Annotated in this window: 20 protein-coding genes; 3 read left to right on the plus strand and 17 right to left on the minus strand. The window is 41.2% G+C overall.

What is annotated here, in order from left to right:
• Positions 1 to 15: 15 nt before the first annotated feature.
• The 11 genes from accC to AC3ISE_RS14900 all read right to left on the minus strand — a co-directional run bounded on the left by accC (position 16) and on the right by AC3ISE_RS14900 (position 7,639).
• Positions 16 to 1,368 (minus strand): acetyl-CoA carboxylase biotin carboxylase subunit, encoded by a 1,353-nt coding sequence (gene accC / locus AC3ISE_RS14850; RefSeq protein WP_070876658.1) that lies wholly within the window; start codon positions 1,366 to 1,368, stop codon positions 16 to 18.
• Positions 1,369 to 1,379: 11 nt separating this feature from the next.
• On the minus strand, positions 1,380 to 1,877 hold the full coding sequence (gene accB, locus AC3ISE_RS14855; protein WP_489221585.1) for an acetyl-CoA carboxylase biotin carboxyl carrier protein: 498 nt from the start codon (positions 1,875 to 1,877) through the stop codon (positions 1,380 to 1,382).
• 255 nt (positions 1,878 to 2,132) lie between these two features.
• Positions 2,133 to 2,717 carry a SpoIIIAH-like family protein gene (locus AC3ISE_RS14860; RefSeq protein WP_489224346.1) on the minus strand — a complete coding sequence of 195 codons (585 nt, stop codon included), beginning with the start codon at positions 2,715 to 2,717 and terminating at the stop codon, positions 2,133 to 2,135.
• A 17-nt stretch (positions 2,718 to 2,734) separates the two neighbouring features.
• On the minus strand, positions 2,735 to 3,388 hold the full coding sequence (gene spoIIIAG, locus AC3ISE_RS14865) for a stage III sporulation protein AG (RefSeq protein ID WP_489221586.1): 654 nt from the start codon (positions 3,386 to 3,388) through the stop codon (positions 2,735 to 2,737).
• The gene (gene spoIIIAF, locus AC3ISE_RS14870; RefSeq protein ID WP_489221587.1) at positions 3,381 to 4,013 is read right to left on the minus strand and encodes a stage III sporulation protein AF; all 633 of its coding nucleotides are present in this window, start codon (positions 4,011 to 4,013) and stop codon (positions 3,381 to 3,383) included. Before spoIIIAF ends, spoIIIAG begins: the two co-directional genes overlap by 8 nt.
• Before the next feature lie 11 nt (positions 4,014 to 4,024).
• Positions 4,025 to 5,194 carry a stage III sporulation protein AE gene (gene spoIIIAE / locus AC3ISE_RS14875; RefSeq protein WP_489221588.1) on the minus strand — a complete coding sequence of 390 codons (1,170 nt, stop codon included), beginning with the start codon at positions 5,192 to 5,194 and terminating at the stop codon, positions 4,025 to 4,027.
• Positions 5,195 to 5,220: 26 nt separating this feature from the next.
• Positions 5,221 to 5,610: a stage III sporulation protein AD gene (gene spoIIIAD, locus AC3ISE_RS14880; protein WP_175443507.1), complete on the minus strand. Its 390-nt coding sequence runs from the start codon at positions 5,608 to 5,610 to the stop codon at positions 5,221 to 5,223.
• Positions 5,611 to 5,623: 13 nt separating this feature from the next.
• Entirely contained in the window at positions 5,624 to 5,830 is a 207-nt protein-coding gene (gene spoIIIAC, locus AC3ISE_RS14885; RefSeq protein WP_029279768.1) for a stage III sporulation protein AC, read from the minus strand.
• 21 nt (positions 5,831 to 5,851) lie between these two features.
• A complete protein-coding gene (spoIIIAB, locus tag AC3ISE_RS14890; protein ID WP_070876652.1) occupies positions 5,852 to 6,367 on the minus strand; it encodes a stage III sporulation protein SpoIIIAB in 516 nt (171 codons plus the stop codon).
• Positions 6,364 to 7,284, minus strand: a complete 921-nt coding sequence (gene spoIIIAA, locus AC3ISE_RS14895) for a stage III sporulation protein AA (protein ID WP_489221589.1) — start codon at positions 7,282 to 7,284, stop codon at positions 6,364 to 6,366. The genes spoIIIAB and spoIIIAA overlap by 4 nt, the downstream gene beginning before the upstream one ends.
• Positions 7,285 to 7,357: 73 nt before the next feature.
• Positions 7,358 to 7,639, minus strand: a complete 282-nt coding sequence (locus tag AC3ISE_RS14900) for a YqhV family protein (protein WP_070876650.1) — start codon at positions 7,637 to 7,639, stop codon at positions 7,358 to 7,360.
• Between the two features lie 117 nt (positions 7,640 to 7,756).
• Between AC3ISE_RS14900 and AC3ISE_RS14905 the strand changes: the two genes are divergently transcribed.
• A complete protein-coding gene (locus AC3ISE_RS14905; RefSeq protein WP_489221590.1) occupies positions 7,757 to 7,933 on the plus strand; it encodes a hypothetical protein in 177 nt (58 codons plus the stop codon).
• 20 nt (positions 7,934 to 7,953) lie between these two features.
• Here AC3ISE_RS14905 and efp read toward each other — a convergent pair whose 3' ends face one another.
• From efp to AC3ISE_RS14925, 4 genes are all read right to left on the minus strand, one after another.
• The gene (gene efp, locus AC3ISE_RS14910) at positions 7,954 to 8,511 is read right to left on the minus strand and encodes an elongation factor P (RefSeq protein WP_070876649.1); all 558 of its coding nucleotides are present in this window, start codon (positions 8,509 to 8,511) and stop codon (positions 7,954 to 7,956) included.
• Between the two features lie 51 nt (positions 8,512 to 8,562).
• Entirely contained in the window at positions 8,563 to 9,624 is a 1,062-nt protein-coding gene (locus AC3ISE_RS14915) for a M24 family metallopeptidase (RefSeq protein ID WP_489221591.1), read from the minus strand.
• Position 9,625: 1 nt separating this feature from the next.
• Positions 9,626 to 10,066 (minus strand): type II 3-dehydroquinate dehydratase, encoded by a 441-nt coding sequence (aroQ, locus tag AC3ISE_RS14920; protein ID WP_489224347.1) that lies wholly within the window; start codon positions 10,064 to 10,066, stop codon positions 9,626 to 9,628.
• An 84-nt stretch (positions 10,067 to 10,150) separates the two neighbouring features.
• Positions 10,151 to 10,687, minus strand: coding sequence for a YqhR family membrane protein (locus AC3ISE_RS14925; protein ID WP_489221592.1), 537 nt, complete (start codon positions 10,685 to 10,687; stop codon positions 10,151 to 10,153).
• A gap of 529 nt (positions 10,688 to 11,216) precedes the next feature.
• Here AC3ISE_RS14925 and AC3ISE_RS14930 point away from each other — a divergent pair.
• Positions 11,217 to 12,164 (plus strand): DUF1385 domain-containing protein, encoded by a 948-nt coding sequence (locus AC3ISE_RS14930; protein ID WP_070876645.1) that lies wholly within the window; start codon positions 11,217 to 11,219, stop codon positions 12,162 to 12,164.
• Positions 12,165 to 12,206: 42 nt separating this feature from the next.
• The gene (locus AC3ISE_RS14935; protein WP_070876644.1) at positions 12,207 to 12,581 is read left to right on the plus strand and encodes an SA1362 family protein; all 375 of its coding nucleotides are present in this window, start codon (positions 12,207 to 12,209) and stop codon (positions 12,579 to 12,581) included.
• Between the two features lie 7 nt (positions 12,582 to 12,588).
• On the opposite strand, the gene AC3ISE_RS14940 is transcribed toward AC3ISE_RS14935, so the two are convergent.
• On the minus strand, positions 12,589 to 13,473 hold the full coding sequence (locus AC3ISE_RS14940; protein WP_489221593.1) for a patatin-like phospholipase family protein: 885 nt from the start codon (positions 13,471 to 13,473) through the stop codon (positions 12,589 to 12,591).
• Between the two features lie 196 nt (positions 13,474 to 13,669).
• Positions 13,670 to 14,101, minus strand: a complete 432-nt coding sequence (gene mntR / locus AC3ISE_RS14945) for a transcriptional regulator MntR (protein ID WP_070876642.1) — start codon at positions 14,099 to 14,101, stop codon at positions 13,670 to 13,672.
• Between the last annotated feature and the right edge of the window lie 6 nt (positions 14,102 to 14,107).

Below are 14,107 nucleotides of genomic sequence, written 5' to 3' on the forward strand. Positions count from 1 at the left end.
ACCTCCATATATTTTTCAAGCTTCCATCACTTTATGGATTTCTAAAAATTTCGTATTAAACTCCCCTGATACAAATGTTTCATGCTCAAGCAGCTTTTGGTGAAAAGGAATCGTTGTATGAATTCCTTCAATCACAAATTCACCCAGGGCTCGCTTCATTCTCGCAATTGCTTCTTCACGCGTAGCGCCGTATGTAATCAGTTTAGCAATCATCGAGTCATAGTATGGCGGAATTGTATAGCCAGGGTACACTGCAGAATCTACTCTAACACCCAGTCCGCCGGGCGGCAAGTACATCTCAATTTTTCCTGGTGACGGCATAAAATTCTTCTCCGGATTCTCTGCGTTGATCCGGCATTCGATGGCCCAGCCGTTGAAAACAACATCTTCCTGCTTAACGGACAGGGCAGATCCTGAGGCTACTTTAATCTGTTCTTTAATCAAATCAATGCCTGTTACCATTTCAGTCACGGGATGCTCAACTTGAATACGTGTATTCATTTCCATGAAATAAAATTTATTTTCAAGATAATCAAAAATAAATTCTACCGTTCCCGCTCCTGTATAGTTAACTGCTTCTGCTGCTTTAACAGCTGCTCTTCCCATCGTCTCGCGCATTTCTGCTGACAATGCCGGAGAAGGTGTTTCTTCAAGTAATTTTTGAAGACGGCGCTGAATGGAACAATCTCTTTCGCCCAGGTGAATGACATTGCCCAGGGAATCAGCCATAACCTGAATTTCTACATGTCTGAAATCCTCAATGTACTTTTCAATATAGACTCCAGGATTTCCAAAAGCAGTTGCTGCTTCCTGCTGAGTAATTTGGATGCCTTTAATCAGCTCTTGTTCTGTTTTAGCGACCCGGATCCCTTTTCCGCCTCCGCCTGCTGTTGCTTTAATTATAACAGGATACCCGATATCATTTGCAAGCGAGACAGCGTCGCCTGAATCTTTAATAATTCCCTGTGAACCCGGAACAATCGGCACTCCCGCTTTTCTCATCGTTTCCCTTGCTACATCCTTTGTTCCCATTTTGGAAATGGCATCAGCGCTTGGTCCCACAAAGATGATGTTGCATTCCTGACAAAGCTCTGCAAAGTCAGCATTTTCAGCTAAAAAACCGTAGCCGGGATGAATGGCTTCACTGCCGGTTAATTTTGCAACACTAATAATGTTCGTGAAATTCAAATAGCTGTCTTTTGAAGCTGTCGGACCGACACAATACGCTTCATCAGCCAGCTGAACATGCAATGAGTCCCTGTCTGCTTCTGAGAAGACTGCAACCGTCTCTATTCCAAGTTCTTTGCACGCCCGAATAATCCGAACCGCAATTTCTCCTCTGTTTGCTATAAGCAATTTCTTAATCATAGTTTCTCTCCTTACTCTGGTCTGACAAGGAATAATGGCTGACCGTATTCAACAAGCTGACCATTTTCAGCTAGAATTTCAACAATTTCCCCTTTTACTTCTGCTTCAATTTCATTAAACAATTTCATGGCTTCAACGATACAAACAACTGAATCAGTTGTCACTTTTGATCCTACTTTTACATAGTCGTCTGTGTCCGGTGAAGATGCAGCATAAAACGTTCCAACCATTGGAGACGTGATTTTATGTAAGGATTCCTCCTGAACAGGAGCTTCTGCTTCTTTCTTAGGCTGTTCTTTTACTTCCTGCATTGCGGCCACAGCCTGTGGAGCAGGGCTTTGGCTCTGTTCGACTGCTGCTACTGAAGTAACGCGATTTGCAGCTTTCTCTAATTCATCCAAACGTTTTTTCAATTTAATTTTTGAACCTTCATGTTCATAAGTAAATTCATCAATAGATGACTGGTCAATGAGTTTGATCAGTTCTCTGATTTCTTGTATCTTCAACATCTGCTGGCACCCCTATTCAAATTCTTGATGATTTCTTGACCATCTTATTTGTTTTATAATCTAGTACTAAAACTTAGTCCTATTATACATCTTACGACAGGTCATGCATTAAATTCAATATTAATTCTTTCCTGAAGAAGAGGATCTTAATATGTAAGACTACTTTAAATTATAAGGTAAATCAAAAAAATATGAAACGTTTACACCAATTAAATAGAAAATCCCTGTGTAGCAGACACACAGGGAAGTTGCTGTTTATTGATTAGAAGGCTCCAATGTAACCGCTACATCTTTCATGCCTTTCATCTCACTGCTGACAAGCTGAATGATTTTGTTTGCTTCAGATGCTGAGCTCTCTTTTGCTTTCACCGTTACTTTCACTTTCTCTCCTTCGATGCGGACGAGAGCATCGTCATAACCATTGGATTTAATGAACGTTTCAAGAATTTCCTCATTTGCCACCGCTTCATCAATTGCATTCATTTCATCTCTTGCTGCACTTTTCTCAGCGGCTGATACATCTTTGCTTGCTACGATATCCTCTAAGCTTTCTTTTCTTGCACTTCTCGCATCTTCAAGCTGCAGGCGCATTGTAGCAAAAAGCTCATCGTTTGAAACCGATACAACAGTTCCGTCCTCAGCCTCCTCGATCGTAACTTCCCCTTTGTCATTTTCCTTTTCTGTCCCTTTCACGGCTTCTGCTTTTTCACCTTTTTCAGCCTCTGCTCCAGTCAATGCCACATCGTTTTTCACTTCTTCAGGAGTTGTAATATAGTAGACTGACAGAACTACAACCAAACTTAACATCGTTAATAACCAAACCGTTTGTTTTTTCAGCATCATTCGTGAATCCTCCTTTATTTCCCTTTTTTAGCTGCAACCGCAACGCGGTGACTCGGTACCCCAAGCACTCTCGTTACAGCTTCAACAATTGATTTTTTTATTTGAATGTTATCAGCACCCGCAGCTACAACAAGCACTCCCCTGATTTCCGGTTTCTTTGTCTGAAGGATGATTGGAGTTTCCTGTTCTCCCTTTCGGATAATGACAACGGATTCTTCTGTTGATCCATCTTCGACCGTCCTCTTCCCTCCCTGAGGATCAGTCTCTTCTGTCGTTTGGCTTTGTGACACGCTGTTTTTTTCAAGAATTTGCTCTGATGTGGCATCTACATTGACGACAACCATTGCATTCTCAATGCCAACCATTGAATCAAGCGCTTCTTTTAATTGATTCTCATATTCTTGCTCGTATTTATCGATAGACCCTGAACCCCCGCTTTCTTCAGAGGGTTTAAAGACATCGGCATCACCTGAAGCTGTTGATGTCAGACCGGAGACTTGCGACACCTTCGGCAAACTTGCCTCATTCGTGAAAAGGTTGCTGATCAACATAAAACCTATTCCGATTGCCAAAACGATTAGAACATAATGATACTTAGATGGTTTTTTGCCGTTTTCAATGTTTATCATACTTTTTAGCTTCTCAAACAAATTCTTTGGATTACTCATCTGTGCTGCCCTCCCCTCCTTCCATTTTCAAGGAAATCTTATCAGGGTCAACTTCCCAGATACTTGCCAGGTATGTTTTTATCTCTGATGCCTGCCTGATTTGATTTTCTTTTTCAGTTTCTTCTGTTTCCGCTGCACCAAGAACAACTGGCTGAATGGTTTCAACCGCTTCGGATTCTGCTTCCTCTGCTTCAAGTATCACCTCTATGCCCTGCAGGCTTTCCTGAATTTCTTCAAATGGTTCATCTACAGATAGAGAGATTTGTTTAATCGATACATCATAGCTTTGCACCAGCTCCTCTTTTGCCTGTGATTTTAATTGGACAGCCATGTTTTTTAAAATATATGCATCATTGGAAGCTTGTATTTCTTTTTTTTGCAAATCAATCATTTTTTTTATTTCTTCTTCCTTTGTTGGAGATTCCATTTGAACATCTGATACAAGCGTATTGATGTCAGCTGATAATAATTTGAAGATCGGCGAGAGAATGATGACGATAAGCAGAAGGCTGATGACCATCTTTGCGTACTTTTGCATGGCCGAATTCGGCAGCAGCAAATCAAGGATGACAGCAAGCATAATAAATAGAATGATATTCGCTATCCATTCTGTTAAAAAAGACATGCATCCTCCTCCTAACGAACCATCATGGTAATGTTTCCAGCAGCAATAATGACCGTAATACTTAAGAAAAACATCAAAGAAACAATGGCAAGTGCGGCAAAAATATAAATCACGCTTTTACTGATGATATCGAGGCACTTGATAATCGGTCCTCCGCCGAGCGGCTGCAGCAGGGCAGCCGTAAATTTATAGATAAAGGCAAGTGTCAAAACCTTTATCGCAGGAAACGCTGCGATAAATAGCAGGATCGCGACACCGATAATCCCGACTGTATTCTTTAAAAGGACCGAAGCACTGATGACTGTATCCGTTGCGTCGGTGAACATTCTGCCAAGCACCGGAATAAAGTTGCCTGTGACAAATTTAGCTGTTCGAATTGCCATACCGTCTGATACGGCGGCTGATGCTCCCTGAACAGAGATGACACCGAGAAAGACGGTTAAAAACGTTCCGAGAAGACCAATACTTATATTGCGCAGCAGCTGTGCAAGCTGGGTCACTTTGTATTGATCTGTCAATGTACTTACGATGCTTAACAGAGCTGAGAGGAATAACAGCGGCAGAACGATTTTTTCAATCAATACCCCGCTTGTGTTCATAAGGAAGAGGATGACAGGATGGAAAAACGCTGCTGAGATTAAGCCTCCAGAAGCCGCCATGAGCGCAAGCAACAGGGGGATCAGCGCCAAGATAAAGCTTGTCATCGTCTGTATGGCTTCAACTGTGTATTCAATCGCTATGTGAAAACTATTAAGAGCGATGATCATCAGCACCATATAGACAAGCGCATATGCTACTTTGCTTACCGTACTTTGGCTGAATGCATCTTGAAGCAGCTGCAGAAGCATGCTGAATATCGTCAGCAGAATTAGAGTTCCGAGCAATTTTCCGTTTGCAATGATCTCGTGAAAAATATATTTCAAAAACGCTTTTGACCATTCCTGAAAGGACAATTCCTTTTCTCCATTTAAAAATTGAAGCAAGCTTCCCTTTTGACTCTCTGGAAGATACCCTCCATACTCTGTCATAATATCATCCCAGAATTTTTTGATTTCCTGAATTCCGAGCTTGTCTATTTGCTGATCAATTAAGTCCTGCTGCTGTGGAGGGGGAGAGGCTTGTACAATCACTGGAAAAGAAAAAAAGAAAAGAAAGAAGATGGCGATGATTCCTTTTTTCATTTTACTCACCCCTTAAAGCCTCGCTTTTAAGCCGGTATTAATCCGATAATGGTTTCTATAATGACAGTTAATATCGGCACTGCCATGGCCAGAATCAAAATTTTTCCGCCAAGCTCAATTTTTGAGGCGATGGCGCCCTGTCCGGCATCTTTTGTAATCTGAGCTCCAAACTCTGCAATATAGGCGATTCCGATTATTTTTAAAATCGTTTCTACATACATCATATTAATATTTGCATTCAATGCTATTTTTTCAATCATCGTGATAATCTGTGAAACCTGATCGACCAGAAATAGAAAAATGACGCAGCCGACAAATACTACAAGCATAAAAGCATATGTCGGCTTTTGTTCTTTTACGATTAATGCTAAAAAAGTGGCCACTAAGCCAAGTCCGACAATCTGGATAATTTCAATCGCAGAGCCCCCCCTATCCCTGAAAGAGGAAGACTGATTTTATTTTTTGGAACAGATCCTCAACTATGGAAGCAACCATGAACAGAATGTAGATAAATCCAAGCAATGTAACCCATTGTGCATACTCTTTCTTTCCCATTTGATCAAGTATCGTATGCAGAAATGCCACGACAATTCCAATTCCCGCTATCTGAAAAATGATATTCACATCTACTCCCATTACATGTAATCCTCCTGACTGCTACATCAATAAAATAACGAGCAATAATCCAGATAAAAAACCTAAGCTTTTCAGCATTGTTTCATAGCGGCTTTGTTTATCAAGAGCATCCGCTTCTTCTCGTTCAAGATGGGTTAAGGTCAGGCGAATATGTTTTTGCTGCGATACGATGTCGTGCTGTCCGAGCGTCTCACCAAATTGCTTTAAAATTTCATATTCTCCCTGCTTAAATGCCGTCATCCGCCAAACTTCCTGCAGGCTATTTTCCCAGGCTGCCTTCACACTTGTATGCCCTGCGGACAATCGTTTTGAAAACTCTTCAAAAAACCATGAGAGCGGCTTTGGCATCTGTTTTGACAAAGTGGCTGCCGCTTCTTTGAGAGGAGTGTGCGCATACATAATTTCCGCCTCAAGAGCCTGGAGAGCAACCTTAAGCTGCCTCAGCTGGCGCGGTCGCTCACTTATATGCTTCGCCACTTCAAACCCTGTCCATGTAGTCGCAAGCAAAATAAATACAGCTCCTAGTATTTTTATCATAACGGTATACTCACTTCATTCCGTATCAGCCGTCTATCAGCATCCAATATTCTTTGAATCGTCCCAGGCCCATTCGTTCTTGAGAGTTCAATATACCGTTTAAAGATGCCATGCTCTGCCAAAGGCTTAATTGTCGGGCGTGAAATGACGTCGTCAAGCGAATAGCCGTGAACAGAAATGAAAAGCCCTACTCCGGCATGAACGGCCTCCAAAATAGCTTCTGTATCTTCCATCCTGCCTGCCTCATCCACAACCAGAACATCCGGACTCATTGACCTGATCATCATCATCATTCCCTCTGCTTTCGGACAAGCATCAAGCACGTCCACTCTATCCCCAAATTCATGCTGCGGAATTCCATTGATGCAGCCTGCAATTTCTGACCGCTCATCCACAATTCCTACTTTTACAGAAGGAATACTGCCTGTTCCTGTACTCATAACTCTTGCAAAATCGCGAAGAAGAGTTGTTTTTCCTGTTTGAGGGGGACCAATAATCATGGTATTCATCCAGGCTTTATGATAGATGCTGGAAATAAAAGGTTCAGCAATGCCTTTCTTCTGCTTTGCCACCCGAATATTAAAAGATGTTACATTTCGAATTGCTTTCACAGCGCCGTTTTCTGTAATAACACGTCCTGACAGTCCCACGCGATGGCCGCCCTGAATCGTAATAAAGCCTCGCTTCAGCTCCTCTTCAAGCGTATAGATGGAGTATTGGCTCAGCTCATTTAATAGAGATATTCCGTCTTGATAAGTAGCCTCGCAAGGCAGAAAAAATGGTTCTCCTGCAACAACAATTTCTACTCTTTTCAAAATCCTGATGCGGATCTCTTCAATTTTTTCAAGCGCTTCCCGAGGCAGGTTCAGCACGTGTCTTCTTATAGTTTCAGGAAGCATCTCTGTAATCTCGTTCAACTGGCTTCCTCCTTGCATAGTCTCTTGATACTCTAATGTTTATGCAGGCTTGGACACAATATGACTTCTTATATTACTTATAGACGCCAATTAATATAAATGACACCCCGATTGCGATAAAAATCAGTTTTGCATATGAAAGCTGCTCTGCAATCTGAAAGATTCCTATTGTCATGGTTAAAATAAAAATAATCGGACCGACGATGGCTAGCATGGAATTAATTAATACAGCTTTGCGCACATCGTTGAATACGAGCATTAATATAGCTGCCGTCATTTCAATGCTTGCAGATAATAGTCTTAATAGAGCCATTGATCTTACTGCCGGATCTAAATTAGCGAGGTAGTGTTTCATCTTGTCCTCCTCTGTGGTTATTACTAAAACCTATGAAGAACGAAGGATAAATAGACAAAAAGAATTCTTGACAGAATTTTCAGATTTAATAATAATAGGTAGAAAGGGGGATGTGTCATGGGATTTGGAGTGGAAGCTTATGAATTATATAATTATTTACAATGGTTCATTGGAATGATGATTTATATTTTCATACCGGCAGCACTTCTTTTCAGAGCGGGTAAAAAGAAAGAGGGTAAAGGAAAAGTTTTCCAGACGCAGCCGCTATTAGAGGATACAAAAAACTCCATCTGAAAAGATGGAGTTTTTGATGACTATGCTCTTGAAACGTATGAGCTGTCAGTAGTATTAATAATAAGAACGTCTCCTTCATTTACAAAGAAAGGAACGTTTACAACCAGGCCAGTCTGCACTTTTGCAGGCTTCGTTCCGCCTGAAGCAGTATCGCCTTTGATGCCAGGCTCCGTCTCAATAACTTCTAGCTCAACTGTGTTTGGAAGTTCAACTCCAAGCGTTTCGCTTCCGAACATCATGATGGACACTTCCATGTTTTCTTTTAAGAACTTCAATTCGTATTCAATAGATGCTTCCGGAAGTTCCACTTGATCGTATGATTCATTATCCATGAATACATGCTGATCGCCATTTGCATAAAGATATTGCATTTTGCGGTTCTCAATTTGAGCTTTCGCAACTTTTTCACCAGCGCGGAATGTTTTTTCCTGAACAGCTCCTGTTCGCAGGTTGCGAAGTTTAGAGCGTACAAATGCTGCTCCTTTACCTGGCTTTACGTGCTGGAAATCCATTACGCGCCAAATGCCATTATCTACTTCGATTGTTAAGCCTGTACGAAAATCATTAACTGAAATCATTTATGTTCCTCCTATGTAAATGCTGCTTTTTTAACGTTCTGGAAGCTTTTATTATAAAATAATAAGCTCTTTCGGGGAGTGTGTCAGCGACTCATTACCGTCCTCTTTAACGACTGTATCATCCTCGATGCGGACCCCGCCAAGCTTTGGTATATAGATGCCAGGCTCGACAGTTACGATCATGCCGGGTTCAAGAACCGTTTCAGATTTGACAGACAGTGACGGCCCCTCATGAACTTCCATGCCGAGACCATGACCAGTTGAATGGCCGAAATATTCACCGTAGCCGTTTTCTGCAATGTAGTCTCTTGTTAGAGCATCTGCTTCTTTTCCCGTCATTCCGGCTTTTATCCCATTCATTCCCCGCAGCTGTGCTTCAAGTACAATGGAATAAATCTTCTTCAGCTCATCACTTGGATCTCCCACCGCTATCGTTCTTGTAATATCTGAACAATATCCTTTGTAGTATGCACCAAAATCAAGTGTTAAAAAATCGCCTTTTTCAATTTCTTTTTCACTTGCTACACCGTGAGGCAAGGCAGAGCGATAACCTGATGCAGCAATAATATCGAATGAAGAAGAAACAGCGCCTTGTTTTCTCATGAAAAATTCAAGCTCATTTGCGACTTCAATTTCCTTCATTCCAGTACGAATGACTGTCAAAATGTGCTTAAATGCAGCATCTGCAATCTCCGCAGCTTCCTTTAATATCTTAATCTCTGCTGCAGACTTAATCAAGCGTAACTTTTCTACAGCACCTGAGACGGGAACAAACTCAATCCCTTTTAATTCAGCCTTATAAGCAGAGTATGAAGCGAAGGAAAGGTCATCCTGCTCAAAACCTAGACGTTTGACCGACATCTTAGCGGCTTGAGCTGCCACCTCTTCAAGAATCGGTCCTTTATGCTGAACAATCTCAAAACCCTCAATTTGCTTTGCTGCCTGCTCGGTGTATCTGAAATCTGTAATAAATACAGCATGCGAGTCAGTTATGACCGCAACACCGGAAGAACCTGTAAAACCTGTCATATAACGGCGGTTGTAGCTGCTCGTAATAAGAATTGCATCCACATCAAGTTCTTTTAATCTGTTTCTCATTTTCTCAAGCTTCATCTTATTTCTCCCCCATCTTTTTATGTAATGCGAGTAAAGCATATTGATAACCCTCAAAACCAAGGCCGATAATTTGCCCTGCTGTAACTGGCGCTGTTACAGACTGGTGCCTGAATGGTTCCCGGCTATGCACATTAGATATATGAACTTCAATGACAGGCAGGGAAACGCTTGCAATGGCATCTCTTATGGCATAGCTGTAATGAGTAAAAGCCCCGGGGTTAAGCACAATTCCATCATACTGATCGTCTGCCTCATGAATCGCATCGATCAAGTCCCCTTCATGATTTGATTGAAAGCAGGTGATCTGAAATCCTTGTTTTTCTGCAAATAACATTAATTCACGTTCTAAGTCTGTAAGCGTTTTGCTGCCATAAACATCAGGCTCCCGCAGACCAAGACGATTGAGATTTGGACCATTAATTATCAAGAAATGCCGCATCATAAAAACTCCTTGCTTAAATAAACTAAAAAAAATAGAATGTTCAATTTATGAACATTCTACCATAATCGACGATTACTTTCCTTAATGTTGAGGGGACGCCTTCGCATTTTTTTTGCTTAAGATCTCGTTATGTTCAAAGGAAATGGTATAGCCGACAAATACGCCATATAAAATATATAGACATATTGTCGTAACGGTGGTCAGCCGTTCAAGTTCAAAGACAGATTTTAAATTAGGAAAAATCGGATTTAAAAGGAAGAATACGAGCGCCCACAGCGAGAGACCAAAAGCAAGGCCAACAAACATGGATGAGAATCTCTTTAAAACAAGATAATACAAAAGCGCCGTTCCGACGGAAAGAAAACCAATACAGAATACTGAAACAAAGTTTCCCATGACGCCGTTTTTCCATTCTCCTAAAATAAAGGGCTGAAGCAATAAATTCGGGCTAATTTCTGTTAAGTTCAGCACATAAGCTAAATAACCGAGCAAACTCCAAATCACACCGCCTGCAAAACCTGTAATCACCACTCTTCCTATAAAAGGAATCGATTCACCAGGCTTATCAGGATCATCTCTTTTTTCTCCGGCAGAATTAGATTGAAAATCTTCTGTCATATGTACACCTCCTGCTCTTAGTATGTGCAGGAATTCCGCTCCCTCATTCAAAAAGGATACAAATCAGATGTCTAGCAAAAGACTGCTGGGTTATACTACTAAGAGTGAGACATCGCTTGTTCAGCACTGACAGTAAAATATAAGCTGATCTTTGTCTTAAGCTCTTTTCGTAAACTTTGTTGCTATTAGTCTAAATATTTAAACGCATAAGTGGATTGCAGCGGATAAACTTGACTCTCCTGCGGGAAATAGAGCAAAATGGGAGACCCCACAGGCAAAAAAGCCGAGGAGACTTCCATGCTTCCCGCGGAAAGCAAGTTCCTGGAGCGGAAAGGAACGGACAACATTAATAATCGAAAACAAAATCCTTTGCGAATACAGCAGAGAAAAATTGATCACAATCTAAAAAGAATTAAATTCAACTGCCTAGAGGTTTATCCTGTTTTTATGTAGAATATAAACATAACATTCTCTGCAGCTTTGTTTAAAAACAGTCCAAAAAGAGAATAGATAGGTAGGTTGGTGAAAAATGTCAAAGCAGAATAAGCCTGCATATGGCGGGCAAGCAGTGGTAGAAGGCGTCATGTTCGGCGGAAAGCATCATTATGTAACAGCCATCAGACGCAAAAACAAACAAATCGACTATTTCCGGTTACCGCGAAAATCAAGCAGCATGATGACAAGCCTTAAAAAGATTCCATTCATTCGCGGCATCGCAGCTATAATAGAAGCAAGCGCAAATGGAACGAAGCACCTGAATTTTTCAACAGACAGGTATGATCTCGATCCTGAGGAAGATGAAATACTCAAGCAGCCTAAAAAAGAATCAAAGATGACGATGATTCTTGGAGTTGCAGCAATCGGTGTTCTTTCCTTTCTCTTCGGGAAATTTATTTTCACTTTAGTGCCTCTGTTTCTGGCTGAGCTGACGAGGCCCATTTTCTCTTCTGACCTTGCACAAATATTAATCGAAGGGCTATTCAAATTAATTCTGCTCTTAGTCTATATTTATGCGATATCATTTACTCCGCTGATCAAGCGTGTTTTTCAATATCACGGTGCAGAGCATAAAGTCATAAATTGCTATGAAAATGAAATGCCGCTTACGATAGAAAATGTTCAGAAACAAACTCGTTTGCATTACCGGTGCGGAAGCAGTTTCTTGTTATTCACTGTTATTGTAGGGGTATTTGTTTACATGCTTGTTCCGACAGAACCGCTTTATGTGCGTGTCCTTAACAGGCTGGCATTAATACCTGTCGTGATTGGCATTTCATTTGAAGTCCTTCAGTTTACAAATAAACTCAGGGATGTTCCTGTTTTAAAATGGCTCGGTTATCCCGGCTTAAGTCTTCAGCTGCTGACGACGAAAGAACCTGACAACGATCAGGTCGAAGTTGCCATCGCAAGCTTTAATGAATTGCTGCGGATGGAAAAGGAAACTGAAGAAGGTATAAAAACGGAACAAATTGTATAAGCTGAACTTCATTAATTCATTTTCATCTTGGGAGGTGGACTCATGAAAAATCGTGTGAATCCATTTGTGATGATTGTGTTAGCTCTTGGCGGCATCGGGTTCCTGGTTACGCTTATAACCAGACCCGGATTCCTCTTCAGAGAAATGCTGATCTTCGTTATTGTTCTAGCCATCATCTATTTTGTTGTCCGTTACTTTACAAAACAAAGAATGGGAAAAGACTCTTCCTCATACTCTAAAGCTGCTAAACATTCTAAAAGACGTTTCAGCGACCGCAATCAGAGCAGCTCCCATTTGAAAAGCGTTTCAACGCAAAAAAAGAGCAGCAAAACATCTGCTCTTAAAAAGAAACAAGCCTCTCATTTAACAGTGATTGAAGGAAAAAAAGGCAAAAAGAAAAGCAGGGCATTTTTCTAGCCTGCTGTTAATACGTCCATTTATTTAAGAAACGTTCAGTACGGCTTCTTCCTAGCTCAATTAGAGCTAGTTTTTTTTGTTCAGTTAAGTCAAATTCAGTCGTTAAAATACTTTCTACAGGCAGAAAAATGATATTTTTTTCATGCCTGCTCGAAATATGCCTGGCATCATGCGCGTCTTTCATCGTTTCAAAAAGAGCGCCATACATTTCTATTGCATTTCGGATATTGTTTCTCGGCCTCTCTTCATCTCTTGGACTTAATTTGATGCCAAGAACCGGCCTTGCCTGAAGCGATTTCTTTTCTTTAAACAGCCAAATTGGAAAATTGCTTAAAACTCCGCCATCCACGACAATATTGGTTCCTTCAGAAGACGTCAGTTTGACAGGTTCAAAAAAATAGGGAAGGCTCGAGCTCATAAGAACAGCTCTCGCAACAGAAAAACGTTCTGGAACAAGCCCGTACCTTGGCAGGTCATCCGGAAGCACAATAATTCTTCCATTAGTCAAATCAGAAGCAACGATTTTAAGGGAGCCTGGTCTTAAATCACCAAAGGTCGATACCCCTCTCTCCTTCAGCTTGCCTGCTATCCATTCTTCAAGCTTGCCGCCCTTATAAAGGCCCAGCCGCCAATAGATATTCAGCCATTTCATAAATTTAAATGGAAGGATGGTAGGATTTCGTTCCAAAAACTTTCCGAGCTCCATATCATCCATCATTGTTATAATTTCATCACTTCGGTATCCCGCAGCAATAAAGGCAGCAATAATGGATCCGGCGCTGGTACCTGCTACCCTTACAAATTGCAGGCCCCTTTGCTCAATTGCCTGATAAGACCCAATTAGGGCAAAACCTTTAATTCCACCTCCAGAGAAGACACCATCAATATACACAGAAGTTCCTCCCCTCTTCCCATCCTTACATTGTAAGTTGGGGAGGGGGAAAATAGACCTTTTCTGCACGTTTAGGACAGCACTCTTTCATTAAGCATTTTTTTGTTGATATATTAGAAGGGATAATTCTGTGGTCATGTTTAAGCTTAAAAGCAATTCAGCGTAAAAAAAGACGGAAGCATTTGCTTCCGTCTTCTTAGGACTCGCTGTCCTGTTCATTCTGTTTTTGTATAGCACGCAGTGTTTCAACGCGCGCTTCATCCCCTTCAAAGAATTGCACAAGATCGCCGATGCGGTCAATGGCATTCCAGCTAAGGTGATGCTCGATGCCTTCAACATCATTGTAAATTTTTTCTTCATCCACGCCGATCAGCCTCATGAACTGCTCTAAAAGCTCATGACGGTAAACGAGACGCTTTCCAATTTTTTTGCCTTTTGGCGTTAAGATAAGTCCACGGTATTTTTCATATATGAGATATTCATCTTTATCTAGTTTTTGGACCATTTTTGTTACTGAGGAGGGATGAACGGAAAGTGCTTCCGCAATATCAGAAACGCGGGCATATCCCTTTTCTTCTATTAATAAGTAAATTTGTTCAATATAATCTTCCATACTCGGTGTTGGCATGCGGTC

The organism is Metabacillus sp. KH_069 (assembly GCF_057838075.1).

Bases quoted from the DNA above. Each gene is read 5' to 3' on its own strand.
- accC (WP_070876658.1), bottom strand. From the start codon at position 1,368: ATGATTAAGAAATTGCTTATAGCAAACAGAGGAGAAATTGCGGTTCGG.
- accB (WP_489221585.1), bottom strand. From the start codon at position 1,877: ATGTTGAAGATACAAGAAATCAGAGAACTGATCAAACTCATTGACCAG.
- AC3ISE_RS14860 (WP_489224346.1), bottom strand. From the start codon at position 2,717: ATGCTGAAAAAACAAACGGTTTGGTTATTAACGATGTTAAGTTTGGTT.
- spoIIIAG (WP_489221586.1), bottom strand. From the start codon at position 3,388: ATGAGTAATCCAAAGAATTTGTTTGAGAAGCTAAAAAGTATGATAAAC.
- spoIIIAF (WP_489221587.1), bottom strand. From the start codon at position 4,013: ATGTCTTTTTTAACAGAATGGATAGCGAATATCATTCTATTTATTATG.
- spoIIIAE (WP_489221588.1), bottom strand. From the start codon at position 5,194: ATGAAAAAAGGAATCATCGCCATCTTCTTTCTTTTCTTTTTTTCTTTT.
- spoIIIAC (WP_029279768.1), bottom strand. From the start codon at position 5,830: ATGGGAGTAGATGTGAATATCATTTTTCAGATAGCGGGAATTGGAATT.
- spoIIIAB (WP_070876652.1), bottom strand. From the start codon at position 6,367: ATGATAAAAATACTAGGAGCTGTATTTATTTTGCTTGCGACTACATGG.
- AC3ISE_RS14900 (WP_070876650.1), bottom strand. From the start codon at position 7,639: ATGAAACACTACCTCGCTAATTTAGATCCGGCAGTAAGATCAATGGCT.
- AC3ISE_RS14905 (WP_489221590.1), top strand. From the start codon at position 7,757: ATGGGATTTGGAGTGGAAGCTTATGAATTATATAATTATTTACAATGG.
- efp (WP_070876649.1), bottom strand. From the start codon at position 8,511: ATGATTTCAGTTAATGATTTTCGTACAGGCTTAACAATCGAAGTAGAT.
- AC3ISE_RS14915 (WP_489221591.1), bottom strand. From the start codon at position 9,624: ATGAAGCTTGAGAAAATGAGAAACAGATTAAAAGAACTTGATGTGGAT.
- aroQ (WP_489224347.1), bottom strand. From the start codon at position 10,066: ATGCGGCATTTCTTGATAATTAATGGTCCAAATCTCAATCGTCTTGGT.
- AC3ISE_RS14925 (WP_489221592.1), bottom strand. From the start codon at position 10,687: ATGACAGAAGATTTTCAATCTAATTCTGCCGGAGAAAAAAGAGATGAT.
- AC3ISE_RS14930 (WP_070876645.1), top strand. From the start codon at position 11,217: ATGTCAAAGCAGAATAAGCCTGCATATGGCGGGCAAGCAGTGGTAGAA.
- AC3ISE_RS14935 (WP_070876644.1), top strand. From the start codon at position 12,207: ATGAAAAATCGTGTGAATCCATTTGTGATGATTGTGTTAGCTCTTGGC.
- mntR (WP_070876642.1), bottom strand. From the start codon at position 14,101: ATGCCAACACCGAGTATGGAAGATTATATTGAACAAATTTACTTATTA.